The organism is Flavobacterium sp. UBA7680 (genome assembly GCF_002482975.1).
Lineage (GTDB): Bacteria > Bacteroidota > Bacteroidia > Flavobacteriales > Flavobacteriaceae > Flavobacterium.
Window position 1 is genome coordinate 571679 of the sequence record NZ_DLHA01000032.1, and the last position, 14218, is coordinate 585896.

At 34.6% G+C, this 14218-nt stretch carries 10 protein-coding genes; 1 reads left to right on the plus strand and 9 read right to left on the minus strand.

Going from position 1 to position 14218, the window contains the following annotated elements; all coding sequences use genetic code 11:
• Window positions 1-12: 12 nt before the first annotated feature.
• From B3C18_RS16300 to B3C18_RS16310, 3 genes are all read right to left on the minus strand, one after another.
• Entirely contained in the window at window positions 13-3012 is a 3000-nt protein-coding gene (locus B3C18_RS16300; RefSeq protein WP_291148823.1) for a SusC/RagA family TonB-linked outer membrane protein, read from the minus strand.
• A gap of 119 nt (window positions 3013-3131) precedes the next feature.
• Entirely contained in the window at window positions 3132-4214 is a 1083-nt protein-coding gene (locus tag B3C18_RS16305) for a hypothetical protein (protein WP_291148827.1), read from the minus strand.
• Window positions 4215-4221: 7 nt separating this feature from the next.
• Window positions 4222-4743: a DUF5004 domain-containing protein gene (locus B3C18_RS16310; protein ID WP_073488350.1), complete on the minus strand. Its 522-nt coding sequence runs from the start codon at window positions 4741-4743 to the stop codon at window positions 4222-4224.
• A 474-nt stretch (window positions 4744-5217) separates the two neighbouring features.
• On the opposite strand from B3C18_RS16310, the gene B3C18_RS16315 reads away from it, so the two are divergent.
• Window positions 5218-6816: a DUF6377 domain-containing protein gene (locus tag B3C18_RS16315; RefSeq protein WP_053474425.1), complete on the plus strand. Its 1599-nt coding sequence runs from the start codon at window positions 5218-5220 to the stop codon at window positions 6814-6816.
• Between the two features lie 270 nt (window positions 6817-7086).
• On the opposite strand, the gene B3C18_RS16320 is transcribed toward B3C18_RS16315, so the two are convergent.
• The 6 genes from B3C18_RS16320 to B3C18_RS16345 form a co-directional block, all read right to left on the minus strand.
• Window positions 7087-8310 (minus strand): sterol desaturase family protein, encoded by a 1224-nt coding sequence (locus B3C18_RS16320; RefSeq protein ID WP_291148835.1) that lies wholly within the window; start codon window positions 8308-8310, stop codon window positions 7087-7089.
• Between the two features lie 142 nt (window positions 8311-8452).
• Entirely contained in the window at window positions 8453-9739 is a 1287-nt protein-coding gene (locus tag B3C18_RS16325; RefSeq protein ID WP_291148838.1) for a Glu/Leu/Phe/Val family dehydrogenase, read from the minus strand.
• Between the two features lie 441 nt (window positions 9740-10180).
• Complete coding sequence (locus B3C18_RS16330; protein WP_291148841.1) at window positions 10181-11032, minus strand: DMT family transporter; 852 nt, start codon at window positions 11030-11032, stop codon at window positions 10181-10183.
• Window positions 11033-11098: 66 nt separating this feature from the next.
• Complete coding sequence (locus B3C18_RS16335) at window positions 11099-11692, minus strand: 2OG-Fe(II) oxygenase (protein WP_291148844.1); 594 nt, start codon at window positions 11690-11692, stop codon at window positions 11099-11101.
• Between the two features lie 154 nt (window positions 11693-11846).
• Window positions 11847-13310 carry an AAA family ATPase gene (locus B3C18_RS16340; RefSeq protein ID WP_291148847.1) on the minus strand — a complete coding sequence of 488 codons (1464 nt, stop codon included), beginning with the start codon at window positions 13308-13310 and terminating at the stop codon, window positions 11847-11849.
• Between the two features lie 181 nt (window positions 13311-13491).
• Window positions 13492-14218: vWA domain-containing protein (locus B3C18_RS16345; RefSeq protein WP_291148850.1), on the minus strand; the 727-nt coding region annotated here is incomplete at its 5' end.

Sequence of the window (14218 nt, forward strand, 5' to 3'; positions counted from 1 at the left end):
TGAGTTAATCGCTTAGTTATTCAGCGTGAAATTTAATCCTACAGAGATTGTAGTTGGTCTTGGATAATTGTTGTACTTATCGATACCAGGCGCTGCTAATCCTGTTTGGTCAGCACCATCCTGCGCATTTAAACCAATCTCCGGATCTACTCCTTTGTATTTTGTAAATACAGCAAGGTTTTCTCCCATGATGTACATTCTTAATTTTGAATTTTTAAAGCCTAATGGCATTGTGTATCCAACAGAAAGTGTCTGCAATCTAAAGAAAGATGCATCTTCGATCCAGTAATCTGAATATTTAGGAGAAGAAGTAATGCCGCTTCCTAAGAAATCATCCGGCACATTGTAAGATGGTAATCTTGTTGGATCGTTCAGCATCATGTTTGTAGCATTCAGCGCTTTTTGTCCAAACATTCCGTAACCTGTAATACCAAGATCAAAATTTCCATAAGTAAAATTCATTCCAATACCCATAGTTAAATCTGGCTGAATATTTCCTAAATCTGTTTTATCAGCATCAACTAAAGCACTTTCTGCCACAACATTTCCTGCAGCATTGTAGTACTGAATTTTTCCGTTTTCGTCAAGACCAGCATTTCTGAATCCCCAGAATGTTCCAACCGGATATCCTTCTGCAATAACCTGAGAATATTGACCAGACATACCTGCTAAACCGTGTAATGAACCGCTGTAAATAACATCAGTTTTATACGTTGGGTTTGATAATTTTTCGATTTTTTGGATGTTGTGCCCTAGTGTTAAATTAGCATTCCATGTAAATTTATCTCCTCTTACGATATCAGCATTCAATGTAAGTTCAACTCCTTTGTTAGACATTTCACCCACGTTTGCTAACATTGTTCCCACTAAATATGGAGGCTGAGGAACTTCATAAGTATACAATAAATCGTCTGTGTTTTTTTGGTACCATTCAAATGAACCAGTGATTCTGTCAAAAAGACCAAAATCGATACCCACGTTTATTTGTCTTGTAGATTCCCATTTCAAATCAGGATTTGGGTTTTGTTTTGGAGAATAAGCTAAACTCCATGTTCCTGTAACCGGATCGTAGTAACTATCGTTTCCAACTCCTAAAATTGAAAGTGATTTGTATTCACCAATTCCGTCCTGATTACCTGTAACTCCATAACCAACTCTTAATTTTAAAGATCCTAACCAGTCTTTTGTACCGCTCATAAAATCTTCGTTAGAAATTTTCCATGCTGCAGATGCCGATGGGAAAGTTCCCCATTTATTATTTTCTCCAAAACGGCTTGAGCCATCACGTCTCACTGTTGCAGTAAGCAGATATTTTCCGTCATAATTGTAATTGGCACGAGCGTAGAAAGAAACAAGGTTTGATTTTCCTTTATAAGAATAAACATCTCCTAAACGATAGTTGTAACCTGCACCTAAGTTATTGTAGCCAAAAGCATCACTCACAAATCCGCTTCTTTGTGCTCCAAAACCTTGATAAATATTTTCTAAATAAGAATAACCTGCCAGTGCGCTAACGCTATGTTTTCCAAATACTTTAGAATAATTTACATAAAGTTCGCCTTGTGCGTTTGTATATTCTGCGTAAGTTCTTTGCGCGTAACCAGCTTCAGTTCTACCTTCCATAATAGCGTAAGTTGGTTTGTAAGTTCCACCCGCTACTGCATTATGTTCTAACGAAATATTAGCAACTGCCTGAAAATCGTTTAAGAATTTAACTTCTGTTTTAAAATAACCTAAAAGTCTATGTCTTTCGTTATCAACTGTTCTGTTTGTTAAAATCTCAACCGGGTTTTCGTAGATATTTCCTCCTACTGATGTAAAGTTTCCGTTTGCATCATAAACCGGAATTGTTGGGTTTAAGTTGTAAGCACGCTCAAAAATTCTGTAATCAATTGGATGCCATTTGTCGATATTAGCAAATAAACCCATATCAAATTTTACATCTTTATTGTCTCCAAGATATTGGTATGCACTAACGTTTCCGCTGATTCTTTCTAAACCAGATTTTTTAATAACGCCTTCGTTGTTTAAGTAAGCGATTGAAGCTCTAAAACCGCTGTCCACTTTTCCAGAATTAATACTCAAAGTATGAGATTGTGAAATAGCTGTTTGTTCGATTGCTTTTTGCCAGTTTGTATTTCCACCGTAATCAACAGCATCCATATTTCCGGTTTGACGAACATAACCTCTCCATTGGTTTGCAGATAAAAGATCTAAATTATCAGCAACATAACCTACACTTGATAAACCGCTGTATACTACAGAAACTCCTTTTGTCCCGGATTTTGTTGTAATAATGATAACTCCGTTTGCTCCTCTTGAACCATAAATGGCTGTCGCCGAAGCATCTTTAAGAACGTCAATAGATTTAATATCTGCCGGCTGAACCACGTTGATATCAACACCAGCAATTCCGTCAACTACAATAAGCGGACTGTTGCTTGCTGTTAATGAAGTTCCTCCACGTAAACGAAGTGTTGCACCTGCAGCTGGATCTCCCGAAGGACGAATGATATTTAATCCGGCAACTTTTCCCTGCAAAACTTGTTCTGTTGAAGAAATGGTTCCTTTAACTAAATTATCTGCCGTAACGGTCGAAATAGCTCCGGTTAAATCAGATTTCTTTTGTGTTCCGTATCCAACAGAAACAACCTGAACTTCTGCCAATTGATAACCGTCGTTTTGTAAACGAACTTCTAATTTTGAAGAAGCAGCAGTTATCTGTACTTTTTGAGTGGTTGAACCGATGAAAGAAACTTCGATTGAACCTCCTACGGCTACCTCCAAGCTAAATTTTCCGTCAAAATCTGTCGTTGTTGCATTTCTTGTTCCGGTTTCGATAATCGAAGCTCCCGGCAACACAGTGCCTGTATTGTCATAAACGGTACCCGTTACCAGCTTTTTTCCCTGAGCAAACATTCCTGCCGAAAGAAAAAGCATGAAAATCATGAATACCAGCGATTTAGTAGTCCACATTTGATGCAGGACTATTCTTTTATTTTTACTATTCATATGTAGTTATTTATTGATTTTCTATCAGTCATATGTAATTCGCATATCCATTATTTGTTCAACAACTAATTTACGGTTATGCTCATTTCATTAGAATGATGTTTTAATTTGATAGTGAATTATTTGTCTAAGGTTTTAAGCGGAATCGTCGTGTCAGAAATTGTTTTGTCTTTGTTGTCTTTAACTAAAACATGAATTTCACTTAAAACAGGAGAGTCCTTAAGTTCTGTAACCAAATTGACAAATCCTTTTATCTCTGCAGTTCCTCCGCTAAACTCACCAGAAATTGTTTTTGCACCAGCTGTAATTGTGTAAAGTAATTTGTTTACTCCCGGCTCGTTGTTTTTTCTGTAGATTCCCAAGAAATCTTTCTGGCTGATTTGTAAAGGGAAAAATCCGAATATTGGTGCCGGCGGCGGCTCATAAGCTCCTGCATATAAAACCTGATCCGGAATTGTTCCTGCCCAGTCGTCTTTTACCATAAGGAAAACTAAATTTTCCATTACGTAACCGTCAGGTGCATTGTAGTATGTTTTTGGAACTAAATCCATTTTGTAGAATCCGTTTCCTAAATCTTTTAGTTTGGTTTTTTCAACAATGTCCGGTAACCATGATTGGTATTCTTGTTTAATATCCCAGTTGTTCAATCCGCTGTGAATGTGAACGCTAGTTGCGCCCGCAAATCCCGGAGCTAAATTGGCATTAAATAAAATACTTACACCTTTATCAATTGTTGGTTTTGTTGGATAAGCTCTGATCAGCTCATTCGCAGTGTAAAAAGAAGAAAAATCAGTGTATGGCATATTTGCCACGTCGCTTTGTTTAGATCCTGTTTTGTCTTTTAAACGAAACCAGAATCCTGCGCTTGCTGCAATTTCAGTCGGGGTTTTAGAAAAATATACTGTTGGAGTTAAAGTAAAACTCCATACTTTATTTCCTTCATAGTGTAGTTTTGCGAAATCAGAAGAATTCTCCCAATTTCCCGCATCTGGTTCAGATGGTGACCAAATCCAGATGTATAAATCCTGATTTTCTGCAAACGTAGTTCCAGAAAGATCAAAGTACCAGGTAACTTGCTCGTCATATTTGTAAACAACCGGAAATGATGACATAGGTCCCACAGCTCCCGCGTTTTCTTGTGCCTTTGTAAATGTTGGAGCCATCAAAAGGGCAAGTAAAATTGTATATAGAAATTTTTTCATATTACTTTTAATTAATAGCATTTAATTTAAATACATAAGTCACAAACGGAGTTCCTCCTGAAGAATGCACTAACTGAAATTCCATTTCGTCATTGTTTCCAGGAACAGATGTTACTCTAAGTTCGTCTGTTTTTTGAGTTTTTGCAGCGTCGCTGTACAAGTAGATTCTTACTGCGCTTGCATTAGTCTGTTGAAAATCTGAGCTTAATTCCCAATAGCCTTTTGGAGCAAATAAAGGAGGAACATTGCCCGTCACTTCATAACTTGTAGGTTTGTTTTTTTCGTCTACGCTAAAATTGATTTTAAAATCTTCGTAGTTAAAAAAAGTACTCAAGTTTTCCTCGCTTGGTTCGATCTTATTTGCCTTAGCAAATTCGTCAACCATTTTTAGATTTGTTAATCCCCAATTTCCGTTTACTTTTTCATAAATCGTAATTGGATCAACGTAGCTTCCGTCTTCTGTATTATCGCAGCTAATGGCAAAAAAACAAATAAACAGAGCTAACCAGTAATAACTTTTACTTCTCATAAATTTTGGTTTTTGTTAGTTTTTCATCCCTTAAAAAGGACAGTACGAAGCTAGATGTTAAATAAATCTAAAAAAAAATATCTGTAAAAAATCAAGATATAATTCAAACGTTTTCGTAAATAATTATCTGATTATCAATGTTTTAAAATTTCACTAAAAACAAAAAAATCAAGGTCTTGTTTAGATACAAAGTGCCTGTAGAATAATGGTAAATATGACAATATGGAAATTTTATGTGAATATTTTTTCACTATACATATATATAACCGCTTTTTATTGTATAATTGCAAATTATTAGAGTACTTTTAACATTTTAAAGCCTTTTAGATACTCACACTAAGGCATTTCGAAAAAAAATCTTAAATCAGTACTCTCCTATTTCTAAAACTGTTAATCATCAGTTTTTAATTAATTTTGCTTTTAAACGAATTAACTCAACCATAAATTACCTTACCTTAAAACCACAACCAAACCATGCAAAAAATATTTGTACTGTATTTTTTCATTGCGGGTTTTTCTCTTACTGCGAAAGAGACAAATCCAATTCTTGAAGAATTAGACAATGTACTGCTAAAAAAAGAAGTTTACTTAAAACAGAAATATCGCAAAATTGAAACTTTAAAAAAGAATGTTTCAAAATTTACTGTCAGCCAGAATAATGAGCAATTGTATCATACTTATATGTCATTGTTTGAAGAATACAAATCATTCAAATATGACTCGGCTTATTATTATTTAGAAGAAGCTAAAATCAAAGCCATCGTTTTAAAAGATCCTAAATATTTGGCTAAAAGCCGAATTAAGGAAGGTTTTGTTCTTCTTTCTTCCGGGCTTTTTAAAGAAGCTATCGATACGCTGAATGTTATTGACGATCAAAAACTGGATCAGAAAAACAAATTTGAATATTATAATATCAAAGCCCGCGCATATTATGATTTAGCCGATTATAACCGTGATCAGCGTTTTAATATTCATTATGTTCAGCAGGGAAATCATTTCCTTAAAAAGGCCTTAGAATTAATCGGAACCAATTCAAATGAATATTGGGCCGCCGAAAGTTTAAAACGTTTAAAACAGCAAGACTGGCGTGGTGCCGAATTTGCTTTCAGCTACTGGATTAACAATTACGATTTACCTCCGGATTATTACGGAATCGCCACTTCGAGTCTCGGTTATATTTATTCGGAACGAGGTTATACTAAAAAAGCGATTTATTATCTCGCACTCGCCGCTATTGCCGATGTTAAAAATGCGACGAAAGAAACTGTCGCGCTTAGAAATCTGGCTAATGAACTCTTTAAAATGGGCTATCTGGACAAAGCCAACGAGTATATTAATATTGCAATGGATGACGCTACTTTTTACAACGCCAGACACCGTAAAATTGAAATTTCGTCCATATTGCCTATTATTGAAAAAGCGCAGTTAAACAACGTAAAAGATAAAAATGATAAGCTGGAAAAGATCATTATTCTTTTAACGATCCTGACGCTGATAATCATTTTGTTCTCGATTATTATTTTTAAACAATTAAAAGAGAAAAACAAAGCCAGAAAAATAATGGCTTCGTCATACGCACAGCTTCAGGAAATGAATATAAGTCTGAGTGAGGCAAATGCGATTAAAGAGGAATATATTACATATTTTATTAAAGCAACTTCGGCTTTCATTAATAAGATTGATCATATTCAGAAAAGTACGCTTCATAAAATTATTACCAAGAAAACTGATGAAGTTATTGCGAGTTTAAAACGTTATAATGTAAAGGAAGAAAGAGAAAATTTGTTCCATCAGTTTGATGAAATTTTCCTGAAATTGTTCCCAACTTTCGTGACCGATTTTAATCATTTGTTCCCGAATGATCATAAATGTATTGTAAAGAAAGGAGAACTTTTGAATACGGAACTCCGCATTTTTGCTTTGTACCGATTAGGGATTCAAGACAGTAGTCAAATGGCTGAATTTCTGGAACTTTCTGTAGCTACCATTTATACGTACAAAACCAGAATTAAAAGCAAATCAGACTTTAAAGATACTTTTGAGGAGAAAATTATGGCGATTAAAACGATTTAATTTTTAGCCACAGATTTCACAGATTAACACAGATTAAAAAATTATTTAAATCCTTTTAATCTGTGGCAAAAAAATGCAGCATTCCTGCAAGGTTTCCAAAACCTTGTAGGTATAATTTATCAAGTTCTGGAGTCGATAGAAACCTACAAGGTTTTGGAAACCTTGCAGGAAATAAAACCGCCACGACCCGAGCGATAGCGAATTGGCGAAGCAATTCACGAATTTGTATTTAAATAATTCGTGAATTCGTGGCGATTTTTCTTTTTTTATTTACTCTGCAGATTCTAACTGCAAAATCATATTTTGATAATATTTACTAAGCGAGAATAATTGCTCAGCAAAGATCATAATAGCCAACGGAATAAAGAAAAACATGGTTAGATCTCTTTCGTATAAAAAATACGTCGTTATCATAAAAATACGAGTATATTCGAGATAATAAATCCATTTGCGCTGTTCTAAAATAGCACCGCAGTTTATTAAAGTGATAATGATAATCGACAATACAAAAATCTTATCGTACGCCTCTAAATGGTCAAAATAATACGTGAAAACGGTTAGCAATAAAGTACAGATTCCTAATTGAATATAAAGATAATTTCTAAATCGGAGTCTTTGGTGCGGATTGCTTTTATCTTGCAAAAAACGTTTTTCTAATGTCGGACGAATATCCTGATCCATGTGTGCAGGGCTTCCGAAAACGGCTTTCCATCTTGCTTTAAATCCTTTTGAGCGTCTCCACAATTCGTATATTTCAAAATAATAATGAAAATGCTGCCAAAGGAAACTATAGCTTTTTAGCGGATGTGTTAATCCGTATTTTGGTTTTTCTTCTTCTTCCTGAAAAGTTCCAAAAAGACGATCCCAAAACGTAAACATATCGCCGTAATTTTTATCAAGATATTTTTCGTCAGATGCGTGATGAACACCGTGAACAGAAGGTGTTACAAAAATATATTCCAGCCATTTTATTTTTCCTACGAGCTGTGTATGCGTAAAAAAAGAATATGCTCCGTGAACAATAAGCATGGTAATTACCATTGAAGGATGAAACCCAACGAAAGGAAGGATACACCAAAACCCCGTTCGGACTATGGCCTGAAAAGTGGTAATTCTGGCTGCAGCCGTAAAATTAAATTCTTCACTATGATGATGTACAATGTGTGCTGCCCAGAAAAAATTGACTTCATGTCCTAATCTGTGATACCAATACCACACAAAATCTGTGGCGAGAATTAAGGCAATCCAGACTAAAAAATTACTCGGAACATCAAAAATCCGATAATCATCATAAATCAAATAGTACAATTGGTAAAAGCTTGCGGCAACAAACAAATTAATCAATCGCTCTGCAATTCCAATACTAATATTAGAAACAGAACTTTCATAATTAAAAATTTCAGGTCTTTTTTTTCGTTGCGCCAGCTTATATTCAAGAAATAAAAACAGAAAGAAAGCGGGCATTGCAAATGCAAGAAAATTAATGTTTTTCATTTTTAATAATTACTTTTTATCGATTTTAAGAAACTAAACTACAATTAATTAAACTAAACAGCTATTTTCATCAACCAATATCAGATACAAATATATTGATATTAACCGATGAAAATAGTCTTAAATCTCCCTTAGAAAAAATCTAGTTTTGTTTGTATTTATCGGCTTCCAGAGCTACTTCTTTAACAGATTGTGTGTCTGCCACTTTTTTCAAAGCGATAATGTAAGCAGCAATACGCGGTGTTACACTATATTTGGCTGCAACTCTAAATACAGTTTCAAAACCTTTTTCTAATATATCTTCTAAACGTTTATTAATTTGATGAATTCTCCAGGATTCTAACAATGAATTTTGAAGCCACTCAAAATAAGAAACAGTTACACCTCCGGCATTTGCTAAAATATCCGGAACTACTAAAACATTATTCTCGTGCAAAATTTTATCAGCATCAGAAGAAACGGGTCCATTTGCTGCTTCAATAATTATTTTGGCACGAATATCTTTGGCATTCTTTTGTGTAATAACATCTTCTTTTGCAGCCGGAATCAAAACATCAACATCTAAAAGCAATAAATCTTCGTGTTTGATCGCAACTGAATTTGGATAACCTTTAATAGTTTTATTATTGAGGTTGTAATACAAAATCAGCTCTGGAATATTGATTCCATCAGGATTGAAAAAAGCTTCAGAAACATCACTTACAGCAACTATCTTAACTCCTTTTTCGTATAAAAACAAAGCCGAATGCAAACCAACATTTCCAAATCCCTGAATCGCAGCAGTTGATCTTGCCGGTCTTATTTTTAATTTTTCAAGCGCAAGCAAAGTAATAATGCTCACTCCTCTTCCTGTTGCTTCTACTCTTCCTAATGCCCCCCCTGAATGCAGGTGTTTTCCGGTTACAACGGCATGAATTGTTTTACCGTGAACTAATGAAAATTCATCCATTAGCCAGCCCATTTCGTCAGGCCCCGTTCCCATATCCGGTGCCGGAACATCTTTTTCAGGACCAAAAATATCAGCTAATGCTTTTGTATACGCTCTGGTTATTCTTTCTAATTCAGTTTTAGAAAGTGTTCTCGGATCACAAATAATACCGCCTTTTGCTCCTCCAAACGGAATTCCGGTTACAGCAGATTTCCAGGTCATCCAGGCGGCAAGTGCTTTTACTTCATCAAGATTAACAGCATTGTCGTAACGAATTCCGCCTTTTGACGGACCTAAAGCTGTATTATGAATTACACGGTATCCTTCAAAATTTTGTTCGGTTCCATTATCTAATGTTATAGAAAAATTGACCACAATTTGTTTTTCCGGACGCTGCAGCTTTTGTCTTAATGATTCATCTAATTTAAGAATATCGGCTGCTATATTAAACCTGTCAATCATAGATTGAAAGGGGTTCTGTTTTATAATTTCTGCACTCATAGTGTTTATTTTTAATTTTTTGGTTTATCGATTTGGGCTTAATAAAATGTTTCTTCTGAATAAAATCAGCAACAACACATGCAACACGGAATTTTCATCTGGCAGCAATGCATCATACTATTTATGTTTCTATTCGATCTCATTTTATTTTTATTTAATAGTTCCTAAAAAAAGCCTTTCATGGTGCATGAAAGGCTAAAAAAAAAATAACTAACAAGTACTTTCTCTATTAACGCCATTTCATCGCATAGGTCGACATGCAGCACATCGTCAAACTGCACATAAACGGGATGATATTTAGACTATAGTTTTTCATTGTCATTGCAAATCTATAAAATATTATTTATAAATTCTATAGGATTAGTCGAGTTTATTTCAGAAAAATATAAATTTAACATTAAATCCCTTGTAAATTAATGATTTAAGAAATTTAAAAAAGTGCTAAAATTGTGATTTTACGATGAAAACAATGGCAATTAAGGCCAAAACAAGTCCTAAAATATTAATTTTAGATAATTTTTCTTTGAAGAAAAGCATTCCAACAAGACTTCCTAAAACAATCACGCCCATGTTCATTCCGGCAAAAACAGTAGATGGATTTTCGGCGAAAGCCTTATGCGCTTTTAGATAAAACAATATATTTCCGAAGTTGAAAATTCCGACCAAACCTCCAAAAAGAATGTTTTTATAATTGAGTTTTACTCTTTTTGCGGCAACATCATAAACGACTACGAGCAAAGAAACGGCCAATGAAATATCAAAAACGATAAACAAAGAAGTTGTATAAGGCAACGCTGTAAAAAGCGCAATTTGCTTAAAAAGGATATCAATAATCCCGAAACCTATAAATACAGCTGCCGGATATATCCATTTGTTTTGATCATTTCCAGATTGTTTTTTTAAGATGAATAACAGCGCTATAAATCCTATTATCAGTCCAATAACTTTATACGAATTGAATTCTTCTTTAAAAATAAGCCAGGCTGCAATTATCGGAATAAAGAGCGATAAACGCTGTGCAGCATCTGTTTTTGCAATTCCCATATGCTTTATGGAAGTAAATAAAAACAGAAAAACTATTGGCAGTAAAACCCCAATTGCTGCGTAAATATTCCATGGTGCATCTGCATGAACTACATTTAAATCCGGACTAAAAGTAAAATAGCAAAGTGATATTGCCATTATATAATTGAAAGCTATAATTTGAATTGGATTTGCATTGTATTTACGGGTTATTTTGAAGATAACACCAACCGTTACACTGCATAAAATGCTTAAAACAAGAAACAACATAGGATTAAATTTTGAATACAAAAATAACGTTTATCTCCTTATAATGAATGTTCCTGAAAAAACATATTAGTCACTTTTTAACCATCCTGTAATACTCATTCTGGTATTTTGTGTAACTAAAACTTCGTGAACCAGTTCATTACTTTTAAAGAAAACGGTTTTTCCCTGAACGGGCGAAATTTTCTGCTCGCTGTTGTTTTGGTGAATCATTAATTCTCCGCCGTCACTTTCTTTCCAATTACTATTTAAATAACTGATCATAGAATATTTACGGCTTGAATTGTTTTTGAATTGATCTAAGTGTTTGAGATAAAAATCTCCTTTTTCATATAACGAATAATGAAATTCGTAACCGGTAATTCCGGCAAAACAGCTTTCATTTAAGTAGAGTACAAACGCATCAATTTTATCGAAAAATTCATTTTCAAAAACGTTATTATGTTTTTTATCCAGCCAATAAATAGCGTCGTTCCTAATTTTTCCGTCAAAAGAAAGCTTTTCAGAATTTCCAATTCCTGCCGTCAACAGTAAACTGGCAGCATTTAAATCGATTAAATTTTGCTTGAGATTATTTGATAATTCATCACTTATAAACCGTTCTGAAATTCCAATTTTATTCTCCATATAACTTTCTATCAAATCCTCAAAACTATCATCCATCGCTTTTTTAGGCAAACTGCAAATACAGCCAACGTAGCAAGGTAGACTATTTAAAACTGGTAATGCTATTTTCTAGAAATAATAAACCCGACAGGTTTTAAAAACTTGTCGGGTTTGATAACTACTACTGAATTAACAATTAACAACTAATAATCTATAATTTACTAATATAACTTCCGTACATATCTTTAAACTGATGTCCTTGTGCAAAACGGTCTTTGCTTAGTTTTTTATATTCTACCAAAGCCCACAGCACAAACTCTTTTACAAAATATTGATCTTTTTGATCTAATTGTGGCTGGTATTTTTTCAATAGAATATCCAAAGGAGTTACTTCGTCTAAAATAGCATGATATTCAGCATCAGAAGCGTCGTCTAATAATTCGAAACCGCTTTCTGCAAAAAACCATTCAATTAAATCAGAATAAGGTGTTTTTTCTCCCGGCTTTTCTAATTTTTCGATTTTAGGGAATAACGTTGGAAACAAAGTTCGAATTGCCATTCCTATTAAATGCTGCGCTACAAAAGCGGCTCCCTCCTGCTCTCCTTCATAAACCAATTCTACTTTTCCTGTTATGGCCGGAATGATTCCGATAAAATCAGATAAACGAAGATTTGTTTTATCAACTCCAGATTTTAAAGCACGACGTTCTGCGGTACTAATTAAATTTTCATAAGCCGTAATACTCATTCTCGCACTTACACCGCTTTTATTGTCGATGTATTCACTTTCGCGGGCTTCAAAACTTATTTGTTCTAAAATGTCTCTCGCTAAATTCGGGACATAAACCACATCACTTTGGTTTTCGTCCAGTTTTGCTTCCTGCTGTGTAATTGTTCTTGCAATTTCAACTGTTTCTGGATAATGCGTTAAAATCTGCGAACCAATTCTGTCTTTAAGAGGCGTTACAATACTTCCTCTGTTTGTATAATCTTCTGGATTTGCAGTAAAAATAAACTGCATATCAAGCGGCATTCTTAATTTAAATCCGCGAATTTGAATATCGCCTTCCTGTAGAATATTAAACAATGCAACCTGAATTCTGGCTTGTAAATCTGGTAATTCGTTAATAACAAAAATACTTCTGTTTGCTCTCGGAATCATTCCGAAATGAATTACGCGATCATCTGCATAAGATAATTTTAAATTTGCTGCTTTAATTGGATCAACATCTCCAATTAAATCGGCTACGGTTACATCCGGCGTTGCTAATTTCTCGAAGAAACGTTCATTTCTGTGTAACCAAGAAATTGGTGTTTCATCTCCTTTTTCTTCGATTAAATCTTTTGCAAAACGTGAAATTGGATTCAACGGATCGTCATTGATTTCTGAACCTGTTACAAACGGAATGTATTCATCTAATAATTCTACCATTTTACGCGCTAAACGTGTTTTTGCTTGTCCGCGAAGCCCTAATAAATTGATATTGTGACGAGAAAGAATCGCGCGTTCCAGTTCTGGAATTACGGTATTTTCGAATCCGTGAACGCCCTCAAAAACCGGTTTTCCTGATTTTATTTTTTCACGAAGGTTATTTCGCAATTCGTCCTTTATACTTATGCTTTTATATCCTGCAGCTTTTAACTGCCCTAATGTTTTTATATTATTAATTTCCATTTTATGAAATATCTATTTTGTTTATTGTTTTTTTAACGGCAAATATTGTGTTGTTGCGTTTTGTGTAAATTTATTTTAAAGTCTTTGTTCCTCTGAACCTTTGCAGCTTTGAACCTTTTTAAATCAACTTTGTGTCATCACTTTGCGTAGACGCACTGCTGTGCGTCTCTACACTGAACACTTACCTCACCCTCTTCTTCCTATTCGTTTCATAATCTTCAAAAATCATTTCACCAAGACCTTTTAATCCGGTATAAAATGCTTTTCCTTGATTTGCTTCTGTAAAATGATTGACAAATCGCTGTAAATACGGATCGTTTGCAATCATAAAAGTTGTAATCGGAATGTGTAATTTTCTGGCTTGTTGTGCCTGTGTGTAACATTTATCTACAATATATTCGTCGAGACCGTTGCTGTTCATATAATATGAACCATCGCGCTCGCGCACGCAGCTTGGTTTTCCGTCGGTGATCATGAAAATCTGTTTGTTGGTATTTCGTTTCCGGCGTAAAATATCCATCGCTAATTGCAATCCGGCAACTGTATTAGTGTGATACGGACCAACTTGCAAATACGGCAAATCTTTAATTGGGATTGTCCAGGCGTCATTTCCAAAAACCAAAATATCAAGCGTATCTTTTGGGTAACGAGTTGTGATTAATTCAGCCAAAGCCATTGCTACTTTTTTCGCAGGCGTGATTCGGTCTTCGCCATACAAAATCATACTGTGGCTTATGTCGATCATCAAAACAGTACTCATTTGTGCTTTGTACTGCNNTTCTTCGACAACCAAATCATTTTCCGTCAGCATGAAACTTTCAACCCCGTTATTGATTTGGGCATTTCGGAGACTTTCGGTCAATGAAATACGTTCTAAACCGTCGCCAAAATTAAATTCGCGAAATTCT

Excerpts from the sequence above, each read along its gene's own strand:
- B3C18_RS16300 (WP_291148823.1), bottom strand. The coding sequence starts at position 3,012 with ATGAATAGTAAAAATAAAAGAATAGTCCTGCATCAAATGTGGACTACT.
- B3C18_RS16305 (WP_291148827.1), bottom strand. The coding sequence starts at position 4,214 with ATGAAAAAATTTCTATATACAATTTTACTTGCCCTTTTGATGGCTCCA.
- B3C18_RS16310 (WP_073488350.1), bottom strand. The coding sequence starts at position 4,743 with ATGAGAAGTAAAAGTTATTACTGGTTAGCTCTGTTTATTTGTTTTTTT.
- B3C18_RS16315 (WP_053474425.1), top strand. The coding sequence starts at position 5,218 with ATGCAAAAAATATTTGTACTGTATTTTTTCATTGCGGGTTTTTCTCTT.
- B3C18_RS16320 (WP_291148835.1), bottom strand. The coding sequence starts at position 8,310 with ATGAAAAACATTAATTTTCTTGCATTTGCAATGCCCGCTTTCTTTCTG.
- B3C18_RS16325 (WP_291148838.1), bottom strand. The coding sequence starts at position 9,739 with ATGAGTGCAGAAATTATAAAACAGAACCCCTTTCAATCTATGATTGAC.
- B3C18_RS16330 (WP_291148841.1), bottom strand. The coding sequence starts at position 11,032 with ATGTTGTTTCTTGTTTTAAGCATTTTATGCAGTGTAACGGTTGGTGTT.
- B3C18_RS16335 (WP_291148844.1), bottom strand. The coding sequence starts at position 11,692 with ATGGATGATAGTTTTGAGGATTTGATAGAAAGTTATATGGAGAATAAA.
- B3C18_RS16340 (WP_291148847.1), bottom strand. The coding sequence starts at position 13,310 with ATGGAAATTAATAATATAAAAACATTAGGGCAGTTAAAAGCTGCAGGA.